Below are 15752 nucleotides of genomic sequence, written 5' to 3'. Positions count from 1 at the left end.
GGACGCCACCTTTATGCGTATGAAAGAAGACCATATGAAGAACGGTCAGCTAAAACCCGGTTATAACGTACAAATGGCGACAGAGAACCAATTTGTTTTGTTTTATTCGATTCATCAACGCCCGACAGACACGCGGTGTTTCATTCCTCACCTGGAGAAACTGGCCGCGTCTTCTTTACCGATGCCGAAAACCGTCATTGCGGATGCCGGTTATGGCAGTGAAGAGAACTATTTGTATGCGCTCGGAGAAGAAACAGAACCGCGATTTCATTTTCTGATACCCTATGGGAGCTATTTGAAGGAACAAAGCCGAAGCTATAAAAACGATATCAAAAACGCAAAGAACTGGGTCTATGAGGAACTCGATGATTGGTTTATCTGTCCCAATGGCAGAAGAGTGCCGTTCAAGAAATACCTTAAGAAAAAGAACCGATCCGGTCTGGAACAAAGCTTCAAAATTTATGAATGCGAAGATTGTACGGATTGCCCGTTTAAAACCAAGTGTACCAAAGCGAAAGGGAACCGCCAGGTGCATTGGAACACGATCTATGAAGAAATGAAGGCCAAAGCAAAAGCCGCCCTTGAATGTGAGGAAAAAACCGCAATCTATGCCCGACGCAAAGTCGAAGTGGAAAGCGTTTTTGGTCACATCAAGGGCAATCGGTCGTTTCGCAGGTGGTCCTTACGGGGACTGGACAAGGTACATGTAGAGTTCGGGATTGTGGCATTAGCCCACAACCTTCTGAAAGTAGCAGGCATCCGCCTGACTACTTTCAGAAAAAAAGAACAAACAAGAAAAGCAGGACGGAAAAACTTATCGTTTTTCCGTCCTGCGTTCATTTTAGGGACTTATTGGACAGCCCCGTTTTTTTAGTTTTGAGAAAAGACGAAAAAGAATATTGTGTTAATTTTCAAAAAGTAGATTATAAATTTAATAGACGGGTATATTATATTCACAATACCTTTAAAGGAGATGAAACGAGATGCTAAATAATACAAAAGTTGAAATCATTGAATTCGTTAAAGGTGAAAAATTTGACTTGAATGATTACTTATCCCAATTGGTTACTTCTAATCTTCAGCGCTAGTCACTCTTGTTTGTTACATACAGTCTAAGAAAAATATATGATTTATCTATTAAAAAGCATTGCTTAGCGGTGCTTTTTTATGTTTGTCCGCTTAATGTGGCTGTTTGTTTCATCAAAATAAAAAAAAGCGGCCAGCTAGGTAACAACTGGCCAAAGAGAGTTATTCGGGGGAGGTGCGGCTACCATCCGCGCCTTCTTTTAAAGAATAACACAAGAACATGTGTTCGTAAATACGTTTTTTAAAAAGGCACAGATTTATTTTTTAGGAATAAGCTATCCTAGATTGAAGAGTTTAAAAAACGTCAAGGATAGCGGAGGCTGCTTATGCCTGTTTCAGTTGTATTCAACCAGATTAATATTAACAACCAGGAAGGAAATGCCGCAGTGGCGGCGGGTCAGAACAATCAGCCGGACTGGACGGCAATTGTTAAGATCAACCATGGAAACGGCGCACAGATAGGCATTTCATTTACAGCCGGAAACTTGAACACCGTGTTTGATAATGATGTAACGGATACTCCTGTTGCTCAGCCAGAATTTGGAAACCCTCAGCCAACTTCACAAATTTAGGGGGAGCCATGGGGAAATCATCCAAAATGAATGTGCTGTTTAATTCCATTAATGTGAACGTCATTGCGGCTAACTCTGGTATTTTTGTGGGATCCAACACGCAGCTTTATTGGAACTCTGTGAATAAACTTAATTCCGGTGCAGGGAATGTATTGGGTTCAGGTAATTTTTCAACAGGAAACATCAATGTGCTGTACGACAATGACTTGATCGACACCTGTACTAAAATTCTGGAAAACGGTGACGACGATAAGGATGATGGAAGCGACAAAACTAAAAATAAGCCTGAGAGTCAGAACAACAGCAAGGAATAAAAGAGGAGCCGCTTTTCACTTCACAAGCGTCTCCTCTTATTTTGATTCTTCTTCTTCCTGTTCCTTCAGCCGGGAAATGATCAGCTCTTTAATCCAGTCTGGTACCTCTTTTTCAGCTCCGGACGTGAGCATATCCATTACATCTGAATCATCAAGCAAGGTTTTTAATCCATCAAAGCGGTTGTTATCCCCGCTGATTGTCCCAAGTCCCTGATTTTGTTTTTTGTGGCTTTCAAATCCCACCGGAAAGTTGTTTCCCATATTAATGCATGAGGCACCTTCCACTGTACCGATCCGGAAGTTGCCAATAAAAAAATTCGGACTTAATGCGGACATGCTACCCCTCCTTATCCGTTCTGCCAAATTTGAAGGACAGGCCAGAAGATGAGCGCTTCATTTGCGATTTGCTGCTTGATTCCCCAGCATTTTTTGTACGGTTTGCTGAAATCTTTTCCTTCAGTTGCTTTTCCCCCACGGTGACGCCAAAGTTGTTTCCCAAGTTGAGAGCGCCGCTCAGTTCTTCAATGTCGAGGTTATCCAGGGTAAACGAAAGGTTTTCAAGAACCGGATTTTGAAGCTCAAGCTTTTCAATATGAACATGATAATGAATGGCAGAGGAAGGATGGTTTTCCTGGTTGGCGGATTGCTTAATCAGTTCTTCCAGCTGTTGTACTTTTTGTTCCAAATCTTGAGCAGTCTGTTTGTATTGAGCCAGTTTCAGCAGCCAATTAAGCATCCGGATCACCCAGTTCTTAACCTTTTTTTAATCCATACATAAACTATTTGGAGTCGTTATCGGAAGGATGGTCAGGGTGTACGATATCAAAAAAATCGGAATCAATGACAAGATGACGGTTGTTTATTTGAACGGTTCCATCGCCGGAAAGCTGTCCTGTTCCTTCGTTCCGTTTGTCTGTGGCATTAGCACGAAAATGAAAATTATCGCCGGAAAAGACCCCGGAAGAACGCGATAGCTTATCGATTTTCATATCATTGAATTGAATTTTGACCATGTTATTCATCCTTTTTTGTTTTTAAAATAGGGGGAGGAGACTGTTTATGAGGCATATATTTAAAGGCTTTGATCCGTTTAAGTGGTCAGAATCTCAAATAAAGGATAAATTTGATCCATTCCACTGGCTGGAAAATCAAATGGGCAACCAAATGATGCCGCCTGTTGACAGTGGCTTTTTTGAACAGCATGTAAAAGAGGTGATGGACCAGACACTTGCCTTTAACCGGGGAGAATCCGCAGGCGAAGGTAGCGGCCCCGCTCCCAAAAGCAAGCTTATCCATGAAACCTTTGATCTGATGGAGTATGTGGTAGTGAAAATCCTGCTTCCGGACAGCATAGATTTATCTTCACTCTCCCTATACTATGGACAGAGCCGTTTGGTTGTTTTTAACCGGGCGGATCAGACAGAAACGGTCATTCCGCTGCCGGTTCCCGTAAGGAGCAATGCAGTTACCGCCCGCTACCGCCATCCGGTTATTGAAGTGACGCTGTTGAAAAATGAGCTGCAGGAACAATTAAGGGAAATCTCGATCATGATGGATCAGGCTTAGCTTCTTCCGTAAACGAAATCGAAATTGGTTTCGTTTTTTTTATTTTTGATAACGTGATGTGAAGCAAGCCGTGCTTGTATTCGGCCTTAATGTCATCCGGGGAGTATGCAAACGGTATGGAAATGACTTTTTTAAAGGGGCCGGACAGCCGTTCGTTCATTTTAAGCTCCTCTTTTTCCACGGGATACATATAAGGAATATTTCCTTGCAGGATTAACTGGTTGGCCTCCAGCTCAATTTGAAGATCTTCCTGGGACTGTAACCCGGGAAGCTCAACGAAAATATGGCCCTCGCTTTCCGTTTCATAAAAATCACTGCAGGCGGTCCGTTTGGGGACAACCCGATTTAAATCCTGCCAGAAATCATTGCCAAGGACGCCATCCACCTTTTCTTGAATGGAGGCCCAGTCGAAGTTCACTTTTTTGCCCATAAATTCCTTCCTCCAGCCTCTCAAAATTTACCGACTCCTTACAGTTTATGAGCAAAGAGAGAAAACATTATGCTTTTCAAATAGTGAATTCATTAATCTAGTTAGATTATTTATTTATAATTATTATAAAAAAGTATTGATTTTATATTAACAACTGTTATCATTATATTTATAATAATTCTAAATAACTTACGAGGTGATTCGAATGACCAATAATAATCGTTTAACAACAAGCTGGGGCGCTCCGGTTGGGGATAACCAAAATTCAATAACTGCAGGTTCAAGAGGGCCGACACTCATCCAGGATGTTCACCTGCTGGAAAAGCTTGCACACTTTAACCGTGAACGGGTGCCTGAGCGTGTTGTACATGCGAAAGGAGCAGGAGCTCACGGATACTTTGAAGTCACCAATGATGTTTCAGACTACACGAAGGCTGATTTTTTATCTGAAGTCGGAAAACGAACACCGCTTTTTGTCCGTTTTTCTACTGTAGCAGGTGAAAACGGTTCGGCCGATACCGTTCGTGACCCTCGTGGGTTTGCCGTGAAATTCTACACCGAAGACGGAAACTATGATCTTGTCGGCAACAACACACCGGTGTTCTTTATCAGAGATGCCATCAAATTTCCTGATTTTATCCATACACAAAAAAGAGATCCGAAAACACATCTCAAAAATCCAACTGCCGTTTGGGACTTCTGGTCGCTTTCGCCTGAATCTCTTCATCAGGTTACCATTTTGATGTCAGACCGCGGAATCCCGGCCACCCTTCGCCATATGCACGGGTTCGGAAGCCATACCTTCAAATGGGTGAACAAGGAAGGAGAAGGGGTCTGGATCAAATATCACTTTAAAACAGAACAAGGCGTTGCCAATCTTGCTCCTGATGCTGCTGCGAAAATGGCGGGGGAAAATCCGGATTATCATACCGAGGATCTATTCAACGCGATCGAACAGGGAGAGTTTCCGGCATGGAAGCTGTATGTCCAAATCATGCCGCTTGAAGATGCAAACACGTATCGCTTTGATCCGTTTGACGTAACGAAAGTATGGTCTCAAAAAGATTATCCGCTTATTGAGGTGGGCAGAATGGTACTGGACAGAAACCCTGAAAACTATTTTGCTGAAGTGGAGCAGGCGACATTCTCACCAGGCACGCTTGTCCCGGGAATTGACGTTTCTCCTGACAAAATGCTTCAAGGCCGCCTGTTTGCATACTCTGACGCTCACCGCTATCGTGTAGGCGCCAATCATCAGGCGCTGCCGATCAACCGTCCGCGCAATGAAGTAAAGAATTATCAGCGGGATGGGCAGATGCGATTTGATAATAATGGTGGCGGTTCTGTGTATTATGAGCCGAACAGCTTTGGCGGGCCGCAGGAATCACCAGAACACAAGCAGGCCGCCTATCCGGTTTACGGAGTGGCCGACAGTGTGGCTAATGACCATAATGACCACTACACGCAAGCGGGCGATCTCTATCGTCTTTTGACCGAAGAAGAACGGTCACGTCTTGTAACGAATATTGTTGAATCAATGAAGCCTGTGGAAAAAGAAGAAATAAAGCTTCGCCAGATTCAGCACTTTTTTAAGGCTGATCCTGAATATGGAAGAAAAGTAGCTGAAGGATTAGGATTACCACTGCCGCAAGAAGCTCGTTGATTATCATTTATATGATATTTTCTCAATTGAGAGTGTGTATTTGAAGTCTAATCCGTACCTGTTGAAAATCTGTTTAAAGGGATGTTGATCGTGGATGCGGAACAAGTAGCGAAAACCAAGCTTAAAGAAAGCGGCGTGCGGATCACTCCTCAGCGTGTACTGATCCTGAAAAACATGATAGAAATGAACGGCCACTTAACGGCAGAGGAAATTCACAGAGAACTTCCGTCATTCATTACACTGAGTACCGTTTATAATAATCTGAAGCTTTTTGTGAAGCTCAATCTTATAAATGAACTTTCGTTTGGAAGTTCATCCAGTAAATATGAGCTGGTCACTATTCGGCACTATCACGTGATTTGTGAATCGTGCCAGCAAATTGCAGACTTTCAATATCCTTTACTGAGTGAAGTAGAGTATACTGCTTCCCAGCTTGCACATTTTAAAATTCATCGCCATACACTCGAATTTTATGGCCTTTGCCAGGAATGCAAAAAGGAAAACAAATAAAAAAGTGAGGTTTTAGCATGAATATACCTGTTCCGGCTGAATGTCCACGATGCCATAGTGAAATTAAACAACTAAAACACAGTGTCCGCTGCAAGTGCGGGATGAGAATGAAAAGAAAATAAATAAAAACCCAATCGGCTGCCGATTGGGTTTTTTGTTTAGCTGCATATGGTAATTTCATCGTGATCCACACAGCGGGCGTTGTCACAGATGAGTCTTGTTTGAAAACGGTAGGAGACCGTTGAGGAGGATGAAAGGAGATTTTCAGGCAGCTGGTAACTTAAAGGGATTTCGATGCTGCCATCAGAGGCGAGCTCCTTGGACATGTAGATGGTTGTGACAGACTCAATCATTTGTTCCGTTTTATCTTCAGTGTTATGAAGAATAAGGTCGCATTCGAGCCTTTTAATAATTTGCTTCACCAATCTTCCCTTCAAGTGGAAATAGCCATTTACATTTTGACCGGGTTTAAGCTCTTTTGTATCCAGGATTAAATCCACTCTTGCTTGCCCCAGTTTGAATAAGCTCATACATTTTTTTAACACGGTGATCATACCTCCAGTTGATAAAAGCCAATTGAAGAAAGTGATTGTTTAAGTAAAAAACCTTTACCTGTATATCCTGGTAAAGGTTTTAACATCTACAAAGACCTTTACCAGATGGCAAAGGTCTCGCTACAACTAGATGTTGCCAGTTAAGCCGGTGATCAATCAATCACGGGATGTCGGCGTAACTGTCAGCTACTCCCCTTTGGAGTTTTAATTTATATAAATTTGATAGTCGTTTTTGTTCACCACTTCATCGATTCGATACTCATTGTATACGCATGGATTCGGGATGTCAACACACTTTTTCCTGAGTAATTGTTAACTTTTTATGACCTTATGAAATCCGGTATTCTAACGTGGTGCAGCCTGTGAATACATTGTGTTGATGGGCGATTTCCGTTCACGGAAAGAAGTGATGGACTAGGGCCAATCAGGGGGTGGGCATAATGATTGGTTTTTATGAATTGATTTGCAGGTTGGAAGAAGTGCAGGCAGGATGTGTCACAGCCACGTTAATTAAAGTGGAAGGGTCGTCCTATTTGAAAGAAGGCGCGATGATGCTTTTCTGGGAGGAAAACCAGGCGGGCATGATCAGTGCCGGATGCGTAGAGGCCGATCTCAAGGAAAGAGCCCGCACAGTGGCGGCAGAGGGCATTCCTCAATATGTGACGTACAGCATGAGGGAGGAAGATGACCTTTCATGGGGGCAGGGAGCGGGTTGCAATGGTGTGCTTCATGTCTGGCTGGAGGCGGTGGATGACAAATTGAGGCGCCAGCTTCTGTATGCCAAATCCATGCTTGAGGAGGGGAAGTCAATACTTCACCGGAAAGAAATATCTCTCCTGCCGTATTTATCAACCGTTAATGAATTTATGAGAGTGGAGGATATGGATCAGCATTCTTTGTTTTCAAGCGGGGTTCAATTTATGGATCATGAAGGTATGGTCTATACCCACCTTTATGAACCCAAACCGAGAGTCATCGTATTTGGTGCGGGTATGGATGGAAGGGCAGTAGCGGAGTTGGCCTTTAAAACTGGATGGTCGGTTATGGTGTGTGATTGGCGGCCGGCTCTCTGTAATCAAGAGGACTATCCGTACCCATTGGAGACATTCTGTTTGGAATCCGAGTCCAGCGAGTTATATATGGTGAATGAACGGGACTACATTATCATAATGTCTCACAATTTTCAAAAGGACAAAGAATTTTTGTCAAGGCTGCCCGCCGATCAGCTTCGCTATGTTGGTGTGCTGGGGCCGAGGGAGCGTGCCGAAAGGCTCTTGGGAACGAAAGAACTCCCGGATTTTTTTCATTCCCCGGTTGGGCTTTCTATCGGTTCGAGAGGCCCGCAGGAAATCGCAGTAAGTATAGTGGCAGAGATGATTGATGTTTTGCGCAAAAGCAATCTGCCAGCAGAGATAAGCAAAAGGTAAAGGGGAGGGTAGCGGTGGGGTTAATCGGAAAAAGTGTGCTTCGGAAAGAAGCATGGGAAAAAGTAACCGGTACGGCCAGGTATACCGCTGATTACCCGGCAACTGATTCGCTCCATGCCAAAATTGTCGTGAGTCCTTACGCGCACGCCGTGATCAAGGGCATTCAAACGTCAAAAGCCAAGGAGGTTTTTGGCGTGCGTGCCATTATTACTGGCGAGCAATTTCCGTTAACAGGTGAGGAAATCCGGGACCGGCCGGTGCTGGCCAAAGATAAAGTAAGACATTATGGCGAAGCTGTCGCCCTTGTGGTGGCCGATACTCCGCAACAGGCTAAACGGGCGGCAGAGCTGATTGAGGTGGAGTACGAACCATTGCCGGTTGTCCATTCGCCCACAGCGGCATTAATGCCAAATTCCCCTCTCGTTCATGAACAGCTCGGCCGCTACAAAAGGGAGGAACGGGTGTACCCTGAACCCGGAACGAATGTTGCCAACCGGACAAAAATCCGCAAAGGCAGCATGGAGAGAGGCTGGAATTTGGCAGAGGTAACGGTGGAAGAACGTTTCTCATTTTCTCCATCTGATCATGCGGCCATGGAAACAAGGTGTTCCACCGCTGAAATTCTTCCCGATGGCAAAGTATACATCATGACTTCATCGCAAGCGCCGTTTATGGCGAAACGGTTAATTAATGAATATTTTGGTGTGGACATTGGGAAAATCGTTGTTGAAACTCCTTTTGTAGGTGGAGCTTATGGAGGAAAGGCATCCATCCAGCTCGAACTTCTTGCCTTTATCGCTTCCATGGCTGTGGGAGGAAGGAAAGTCCGGCTGTTAAATATCAGGGAACAAGACATGCTGACTTCGCCATGCCACATTGGTCTTGATGCCACTGTAAAGCTAGGAAGCACCAGGGACGGGAAAATCCAGGCAGCAGAGCTTCTTTTTTTATTTGATGGGGGAGCGTATTCAGACAAAGGCGCCGATTTAAGCCGGGCAGCGGCGGTCGACTGTACGGGTCCTTATGGCATTGAGAATGTATGGTGTGATTCGCTTTGTGTGTATACGAACCATCCGTATGCCGCGCCATTTCGGGGATTCAGCCATTCAGAGCTCCTGTTTGCCGTGGAGCGGACAATGGATGTGCTTGCCGACAAACTCGGGATGGACCGCTTGCAGCTCAGGTACATCAATGCGATCCGGCCGGGGGATACCACTCCGACACAAGTGAAGCTGAACAACAGCAATGTCGGGAATTTACCGGGATGCATTGACCGCTTAAAGCAAATGATCAACTGGGAGGAGGGCATGATTCAGGACCTTGGCAATGGTAAGATCAGGGTCAAAGGGGTCAGCTGCATATGGAAAACCTCGACCATTGAATCAGATGCGGGTTCCGGGGTGATTCTGACCTTCAATCGCGATGGAAGCATCAACCTCATTTCCGGTGTTATCGAAATCGGTACAGGAACAAAAACGGTTCTGGCACAAATTTTAGCCGAAACGCTTAAAATGGATATCCGGATGGTTCATGTCCAAATGAAAGTAAACACGCAAAGTACGCCGGAGCATTGGAAAACGGTTGCCAGCCGGGGAACCTTTATGGCAGGCCGGGCCGTACTTGCTGCAGCAGAGGATGTTATCAAGCAGTTGAAAAGTACTGCTTCATGTGTGCTGCGGGCTCAACCCGATGACTTGGAAGTAGGATACGGGAAAATATTTTTGCGGGATGAGCCGGACATCCATCTAGATATTAAAGACGTGGCCTATGGCTATGTGTATTCGAACGGAAATGCCATTGGCGGCCAAATCATCGGAAGAGGCCATTACAATCTTAGAAGATTGACGTACATGGACAAGGAGACAGGAGCAGGAAAGCCTGGGCCTGAATGGTCGGTAGGTGCCCAGGCGGTTGAGATTGAATTTGACAAAAAACATCTTACCTACAGAATCGTCCGTGCGTTTTCAGCGGTTGATATTGGAACGGTTTTAAATGAAAAAGCGGCACGGGGCCAGGTTATGGGGGCGATGAGTATGGGGCTTGCCTTTGGAGGAAGAGAAACCTTTGTGTTTGATAAATGGGGCAGGGTGCTGAATCCGCAGTTAAGAACGTACCGGCCGCTCCGGTACGGGGAGCATCCGGAGTATCATGTATCATTTGTGGTCACCCCGCAGCTTGATGCTGCCTATGGCGCAAGAGGGGCTGGAGAACATGGGCTTATGGGGATGCCTGCGGCTCTTGGAAATGCTCTGTCCCTGGCGGCAGGAGTGAAACTGAACGAATTGCCACTCATTCCGGAACAGATCTGGAAAATGAAACAAAAAGAAGGCTACTCCCATGCAGACCTATGATTTTGATTATTACCTGCCCAAAACAGTGGAGGAAGGAATTCGGCTCTTTCAGCAGCTGGAAGGTGAAGGGAAAAGTCCGGTTTATTATTCGGGTGGAACCGAAATCATTACCCTTGGCCGTCTGAACCTGGTGGAAACGAACGCAGTCATTGATATTAAAACGATCTCTGAATGTAAGGAGCTGACCGTTAGAAATAATCGTTTAATTGTCGGGTCGGCTCTTTCTCTAACGGCAGTAGAGGAAAGAAACCTGTTTCCTTTGTTAAGCAAGGCAGCGAGCGGGGTAGCAGATCACACAGCCAGAAATAAAATTACGGTGGGAGGAAATATTTGCGGACAAATTTTTTACCGTGAAGCCGTGCTCCCCTTTTTGCTGGCAGACAGCGATGCTGTGATTGCCGGAAAAAATGGGCTCAGGAAGGCCCCAGTTCATCAGGTCTTCAATCGGAAACTGATGCTTCAAAAAGGAGAGTTTCTCGTTCAGCTGCACACAGACCAGAGGTACTTAACGATGCCCTATGTGTGTGTGAAACGAAGACAGCAATGGGACACAGGCTATCCCCTGATTACGCTGGCTGTTTTAAAAACAAAAACTGAAATAAGGCTGGCCGTCAGCGGTCTGTGTTCTTTTCCGTTTCGTGCATTTGAAATGGAAAAAGCCATTGGGCAGGGGGGGCCTCTTCCTGACAGGGTTCAAGAAGCTCTTCGGCATGTGCCGCAGCCTGTGCTTGATGATGTAGAAGGTTCTTCAGGCTATAGGATGTTCGTTCTCGAGCATATGCTTGAAGATCTTATTAGTAGACTGGAGGGGAATCATCCATGATTACAGCCCGTTTAACTGTAAACGGTGAGCAAAGAGAAGTGGCGTTCAGGCCTTCAGCCACTCTTCTTTTTGTGCTCCGTGAAAAGCTTGGCTTAACCGGGGCAAAGCCGGGCTGCCTGAATGGTGACTGCGGAGCCTGCACGGTCAATGTGAACGGCACAGCCATGAAATCCTGCCTGATGCTTGCGGTTGAGGGGCTGAATCAAACGATACTTACCATTGAGGGATTAAAAGATTCGCCGGTCCAGCATGCGTTCATTGAACATTTTGCCTTTCAGTGCGGATATTGCACACCCGGCTTTATCATGAATATCAACAGTTTGCTGAAAAAATATCCGGAGGCAGACGATTACACCATTAAAGAATTTTTAAGCTCCAACATTTGCCGGTGTACCGGATATCAGGAAATTGAAAAGGCGGTAAAATCTCTGCTCAAAATGAACCGTGAAGATAGGGCTGGCTTACAACAAGATGTGTAAGCGGGCCTCTTTTTTTCCAGGTAGCTAAATCACTAGTTTAATTTCAGCGGTGAAGGGTACGTCTAGGAGTAGATACATAAAAGGAGGAGAACACTATTAATAACAACGATTCCAGCAAAAATGGAGCAGAGAACAAGAAAAATAAGCAGCTGAATGCATTCCGTGTAAACAATAAAGGCAAGAAATTGACCACTAATCAGGGGCTGAAGGTTTCTGAGGACGAGCATTCGTTAAAAGCAGGTGTGCGCGGTCCAACCTTAATGGAAGACTTTCATTTCCGTGAAAAAATGACCCATTTCGACCATGAGCGGATTCCGGAACGAATTGTCCATGCCAGAGGCTATGCAGCACATGGAGAGTTCGAAGTCTACGAATCCATGAAAGAATATACCAAGGCGGGATTTTTACAGGATCCATCTGTAAAAACACCGGTTTTTGTGCGTTTTTCAACGGTTGCTGGTTCCCGTGGCTCAGGAGATACAGTACGTGACGTGCGGGGCTTTGCCACCAAATTCTATACAGAGGAAGGCAACTATGATCTTGTCGGAAACAACATTCCGGTTTTTTTTATTCAGGATGCCCTGAAGTTTCCGGATCTTGTTCATTCCTTCAAGCCGGAGCAGAACAATGAAATTCCGCAGGCATCCACGGCACATGATACCTTTTGGGACTTTATCGCCAACAATACCGAATCGGCTCATATGATGATGTGGGCAATGTCCGACCGCGCCATTCCGCGCAGCTACCGGATGATGGAAGGCTTCGGCGTGCATACGTTCCGCTTTGTAAATGACAAAGGAGAAGGGCGTTTTATAAAATTCCACTGGAAGCCGAAGCTCGGCGTTCATTCACTGGTATGGGATGAAGCCCAGCGCCTTGCCGGTAAAAACCCGGACTTTCACCGCCAGGATCTGTATGAGGCGATCGAGAAGGGCGATTACCCAGAATGGGAGCTTGGCGTCCAAATGATCGAGGAAAAAGATGAATTCAACTTCAATTTTGATGTCCTCGACCCGACAAAAGTGTGGCCGGAAGAGCAGGTTCCTGTGAAGATCGTAGGGAAGATGACCCTCAACAAAAATCCGGATAATTATTTTGCGGAAACAGAACAGGTCGCATTCCACCCCGGCCATGTGGTGCCAGGTATTGATTTTACGAACGACCCGCTTCTTCAGGGACGATTGTTCTCGTACACGGACACCCAGCTTTCACGATTGGGCGGTCCGAACTTCCATGAGATTCCGATCAACCGTCCGGTGTGCCCGTTCCATAACAATCAGCGGGAAGGCATGCACCGCATGACCATTAACCAGGGGCCCGTTGCATATCATAAAAATTCGCTGGACAATAATGATCCTTCACCGGCAACGGAAGAAGAAGGCGGTTATGTTCATTATCAGGAAAAAGTTGAAGGACGCAAGGTCAGACAGCGCAGTGAAAGCTTTAAAGATCACTACAGCCAGGCCAAGCTTTTCTGGAACAGCATGTCTGATGTGGAAAAACAGCATATCACTAAGGCTTTCCGCTTCGAGCTTGGAAAAGTTAAAAGCAAGAGTGTGAAGCAGCAGGTGGTTGAGGTCATCAGCCATGTGGACACAGCTCTTGCCGAGCAGGTGGCGGCAGGAATCGGTGTGACCGCACCTGAAGGAATCGAGCCTTCCAGGGAAACGATGTCTTCCCCGGCACTAAGCCAGGAAAATACAGTAAAAGCTCCGGCTACCCGTAAAGTAGCGATTTTGGCAGAAGACGGTTTTAATGGGGAGGAAGTCAGCGGGCTTCAGACTGCCTTGAAAAATCAAGGTATTACCTCTGAAATTATCAGTGAAACACTGACTCCCATTTCAAGCCGAGAAGGCCAGGAGCTTCAGGTCGATCAGACGTTACTGACCAGTGATTCCGTTTTGTATGATGCCGTATATGTGGCAGGCGGAGCAGACAGCGTCAGCACGCTAAAAGGAATAAAAGAGGCGACCACGTTTGTGAACGAAGCTTACAGCCACTACAAAGCCGTAGGTGCCTCCGCAGAAGGAACGGAACTTCTAGCCGCAGCAGGAGTAGAAACCAGCTCTAACGCAGCAGGCGTAGTCATTTTGCAGGGCGGAAACAGCGATGAATTCATTCAAGCCATCGCACAGCACCGCCACTGGGCACGTCAGGTATAAGGAAGTTCTTTGAGAGGAGCAGCTAATCAAGCTGCTTCTTTTTTCTTTAAAAGGAAATAAGAACGAAGAACCGAAATAGATATGGAGCTATAGTTAAAGAAAGGATAGGAGTTTATGTATACAACCATCATTGAACCGCGTGTGTCTGAAACAGATGGCGTGGGCCATATCAACAATACCACCATTCCCATCTGGTTCGAGGCAGGGCGCAATCAGCTGTTTAAATTGTTTATGCCGGACAGTTCCTTTCAAAACTGGAAGATGATCATTTTAAATATGAATGTCGATTTTGTGGACCAAATCTACTTCGGCCAGGACGTTAAAGTATATACCTGGGTCAAGCGAATCGGTAACACAAGCCTTGAACTGTATGAAGAACTTCATCAGAAAGACAGGCTCTGTGCCAGGGGAACCGCCGTGTATGTCAATTATCATCTGGAGCGCAAAACCTCTGAACCCATTCCGGAGAACATTCGGGTAGAACTGCAGAAGCATCTTAAATAGTAAAAAGAAGGAGCCAGGCGATAAGTTCTGGCTTCTTTTTTTATGAAAATGACGTGATATGCAACTATTTCGTGTCGAACCGCAAGTAAACTGGAATTTACCGCAAGTATTTTGTGTCGAACCGCAAGTAAACTGGAATTTACCGCAACTATTTCGTGTCGAACCGCAAGTAACGCTCAGAATCATGCCTGCTTCAAACCGTTTATCCTCCCCTTCGTGAGCAGGATGGGAGCCAAATGAGTGAATTCCCTTTACAATAGGAGAGAATAGGTTCGAGGAGGTACAGTATGAAGGTAGAAATATGGTCAGATTATGTTTGTCCATTTTGTTATATAGGAAAAAGGCGCTTTGAAAATGCCCTCAGTGCGTTTGAAGGGCGTGAAAAGGTAGAGGTTGTGTACAAAAGCTTTGAATTGGATCCTTCGTTCCAAAGAACGGATCAGGATATTCATGCCGTGCTTGCCCAGAAATACGGTACATCGTATGAGCAGGGAAAAAGCATGAACGACCAGATGGCAGAGCGGGCAAAGGACGTGGGACTGGCGTATGACTTTGACCGGGCGATACCCGCCAATACATTTGATGCGCACAGGGTTTCTCATTTTGCGAAACAGAATGGATTGTTAAAAGAAGTGACAGAGCGGATTTTGAAAGGGTATTTTACAGAAGGTCTTGATATCAATGACCACAATACGCTTGCAAAGCTTGCGTCAGAAGCGGGACTTGATGAGCAGGAAACGCTTGCTGTTTTAAAAGATGGGAAATTCGCAGAGGATGTTCGTGCCGATGAAGAAGAAGGCTCCCGTCTTGGCATTACCGGCGTTCCGTTTTTCGTTTTTAACCAAAAATACGGAGTGTCTGGCGCGCAGCCTGAGGACGTTTTCACAGAAGTCCTCGAAAAGGTGAAGCAGGAGGAACAGGAGGAATCTCCCATTCAGCTGCTGAACAACAACGAAAATCAGAAAGATAAAGAAAATGACTGCAGTGACGGTTCCTGCAGCATCTAAAGGAGTGACTTGCGGTGACTAGCGTTGTTTTGAATGACACAACCATCCCGGCCAGTGATTTTCAACAAACAACAGTGAACGGGCGCAGACATATTTCTTTTCAATTTCAAGTCGAACATAAAGACTATCATGACATTACCACACTGTTGTACAAAAATGATTTTGATGTAAAAGTGCCTCAAAAAGAGTTATCGTTCAGGGCTTCGATCCGCAATTATTCTACTTCTGTTACGAACCTGTACGAAGAAAATGCGGTGGGAGATTTTTATCTGGAGCTTACGGAAAAAGAATAATACCAGAAGGA

The 15752-nt window shown here is 45.4% G+C and carries 19 protein-coding genes; 14 read left to right on the top strand and 5 right to left on the bottom strand.

Features of this window, described 5'->3' with window-relative positions; genetic code table 11:
* The 3 genes from QYB97_RS19670 to QYB97_RS19660 form a co-directional block, all read left to right on the top strand.
* Positions 1-874: transposase (locus QYB97_RS19670; protein ID WP_301167727.1), on the top strand; the 874-nt coding region annotated here is incomplete at its 5' end.
* A 538-nt stretch (positions 875-1412) separates the two neighbouring features.
* The gene (locus tag QYB97_RS19665) at positions 1413-1658 is read left to right on the top strand and encodes a hypothetical protein (RefSeq protein ID WP_301167726.1); all 246 of its coding nucleotides are present in this window, start codon (positions 1413-1415) and stop codon (positions 1656-1658) included.
* Positions 1659-1666: 8 nt separating this feature from the next.
* Positions 1667-1972: a hypothetical protein gene (locus QYB97_RS19660; protein ID WP_301167725.1), complete on the top strand. Its 306-nt coding sequence runs from the start codon at positions 1667-1669 to the stop codon at positions 1970-1972.
* Between the two features lie 36 nt (positions 1973-2008).
* On the opposite strand, the gene QYB97_RS19655 is transcribed toward QYB97_RS19660, so the two are convergent.
* From QYB97_RS19655 to QYB97_RS19645, 3 genes are read right to left on the bottom strand one after another with little or no spacing between them, the layout of a single operon-like run.
* Positions 2009-2308, bottom strand: a complete 300-nt coding sequence (locus QYB97_RS19655) for a hypothetical protein (RefSeq protein WP_301167724.1) — start codon at positions 2306-2308, stop codon at positions 2009-2011.
* A 1-nt stretch (position 2309) separates the two neighbouring features.
* Positions 2310-2708 (bottom strand): hypothetical protein, encoded by a 399-nt coding sequence (locus QYB97_RS19650; RefSeq protein ID WP_301167723.1) that lies wholly within the window; start codon positions 2706-2708, stop codon positions 2310-2312.
* Positions 2709-2751: 43 nt separating this feature from the next.
* Positions 2752-2985 carry a hypothetical protein gene (locus tag QYB97_RS19645; protein WP_301167722.1) on the bottom strand — a complete coding sequence of 78 codons (234 nt, stop codon included), beginning with the start codon at positions 2983-2985 and terminating at the stop codon, positions 2752-2754.
* A 46-nt stretch (positions 2986-3031) separates the two neighbouring features.
* Between QYB97_RS19645 and QYB97_RS19640 the strand changes: the two genes are divergently transcribed.
* Entirely contained in the window at positions 3032-3538 is a 507-nt protein-coding gene (locus QYB97_RS19640) for an Hsp20/alpha crystallin family protein (RefSeq protein ID WP_301167721.1), read from the top strand.
* On the opposite strand, the gene QYB97_RS19635 is transcribed toward QYB97_RS19640, so the two are convergent.
* Positions 3519-3968, bottom strand: coding sequence for an Hsp20/alpha crystallin family protein (locus QYB97_RS19635; protein WP_301167720.1), 450 nt, complete (start codon positions 3966-3968; stop codon positions 3519-3521). The two genes, QYB97_RS19640 and QYB97_RS19635, sit on opposite strands and share 20 nt — an antisense overlap.
* Positions 3969-4173: 205 nt before the next feature.
* Here QYB97_RS19635 and katA point away from each other — a divergent pair, with 205 nt between their 5' ends.
* Positions 4174-5631, top strand: coding sequence for a catalase KatA (gene katA / locus QYB97_RS19630; RefSeq protein ID WP_301167719.1), 1458 nt, complete (start codon positions 4174-4176; stop codon positions 5629-5631).
* A gap of 81 nt (positions 5632-5712) precedes the next feature.
* Entirely contained in the window at positions 5713-6141 is a 429-nt protein-coding gene (locus QYB97_RS19625) for a Fur family transcriptional regulator (RefSeq protein WP_425589826.1), read from the top strand.
* A gap of 158 nt (positions 6142-6299) precedes the next feature.
* On the opposite strand, the gene QYB97_RS19620 is transcribed toward QYB97_RS19625, so the two are convergent.
* Positions 6300-6686: a sporulation protein gene (locus tag QYB97_RS19620; protein WP_301167717.1), complete on the bottom strand. Its 387-nt coding sequence runs from the start codon at positions 6684-6686 to the stop codon at positions 6300-6302.
* A gap of 449 nt (positions 6687-7135) precedes the next feature.
* Here QYB97_RS19620 and QYB97_RS19615 point away from each other — a divergent pair, with 449 nt between their 5' ends.
* The 8 genes from QYB97_RS19615 to QYB97_RS19580 all read left to right on the top strand — a co-directional run bounded on the left by QYB97_RS19615 (position 7136) and on the right by QYB97_RS19580 (position 15741).
* Positions 7136-8122, top strand: coding sequence for an XdhC family protein (locus QYB97_RS19615; RefSeq protein ID WP_301167716.1), 987 nt, complete (start codon positions 7136-7138; stop codon positions 8120-8122).
* A 14-nt stretch (positions 8123-8136) separates the two neighbouring features.
* Positions 8137-10473, top strand: coding sequence for a xanthine dehydrogenase family protein molybdopterin-binding subunit (locus QYB97_RS19610; RefSeq protein ID WP_301167715.1), 2337 nt, complete (start codon positions 8137-8139; stop codon positions 10471-10473).
* Positions 10460-11296 carry an FAD binding domain-containing protein gene (locus QYB97_RS19605; RefSeq protein ID WP_301167714.1) on the top strand — a complete coding sequence of 279 codons (837 nt, stop codon included), beginning with the start codon at positions 10460-10462 and terminating at the stop codon, positions 11294-11296. Before QYB97_RS19610 ends, QYB97_RS19605 begins: the two co-directional genes overlap by 14 nt.
* Positions 11293-11775: a (2Fe-2S)-binding protein gene (locus QYB97_RS19600; RefSeq protein ID WP_301167713.1), complete on the top strand. Its 483-nt coding sequence runs from the start codon at positions 11293-11295 to the stop codon at positions 11773-11775. The genes QYB97_RS19605 and QYB97_RS19600 overlap by 4 nt, the downstream gene beginning before the upstream one ends.
* A 95-nt stretch (positions 11776-11870) precedes the next feature.
* Complete coding sequence (locus QYB97_RS19595) at positions 11871-13937, top strand: catalase (RefSeq protein ID WP_301167731.1); 2067 nt, start codon at positions 11871-11873, stop codon at positions 13935-13937.
* A gap of 114 nt (positions 13938-14051) precedes the next feature.
* Positions 14052-14441 (top strand): acyl-CoA thioesterase, encoded by a 390-nt coding sequence (locus tag QYB97_RS19590; protein WP_301167712.1) that lies wholly within the window; start codon positions 14052-14054, stop codon positions 14439-14441.
* Between the two features lie 266 nt (positions 14442-14707).
* On the top strand, positions 14708-15448 hold the full coding sequence (locus tag QYB97_RS19585; RefSeq protein WP_301167730.1) for a DsbA family oxidoreductase: 741 nt from the start codon (positions 14708-14710) through the stop codon (positions 15446-15448).
* Positions 15449-15462: 14 nt separating this feature from the next.
* Positions 15463-15741: a DUF3219 family protein gene (locus QYB97_RS19580; protein ID WP_301167711.1), complete on the top strand. Its 279-nt coding sequence runs from the start codon at positions 15463-15465 to the stop codon at positions 15739-15741.
* Positions 15742-15752: the final 11 nt, after the last annotated feature.

The organism is Fictibacillus fluitans (assembly GCF_030418125.1).
In the GTDB taxonomy this organism is placed as follows: Bacteria; Bacillota; Bacilli; order Bacillales; family Fictibacillaceae; genus Fictibacillus_C; species Fictibacillus_C fluitans.
The sequence above is the reverse complement of the archived record's forward strand: the minus strand, read 5'-3'. Positions and strand labels throughout refer to the sequence as shown.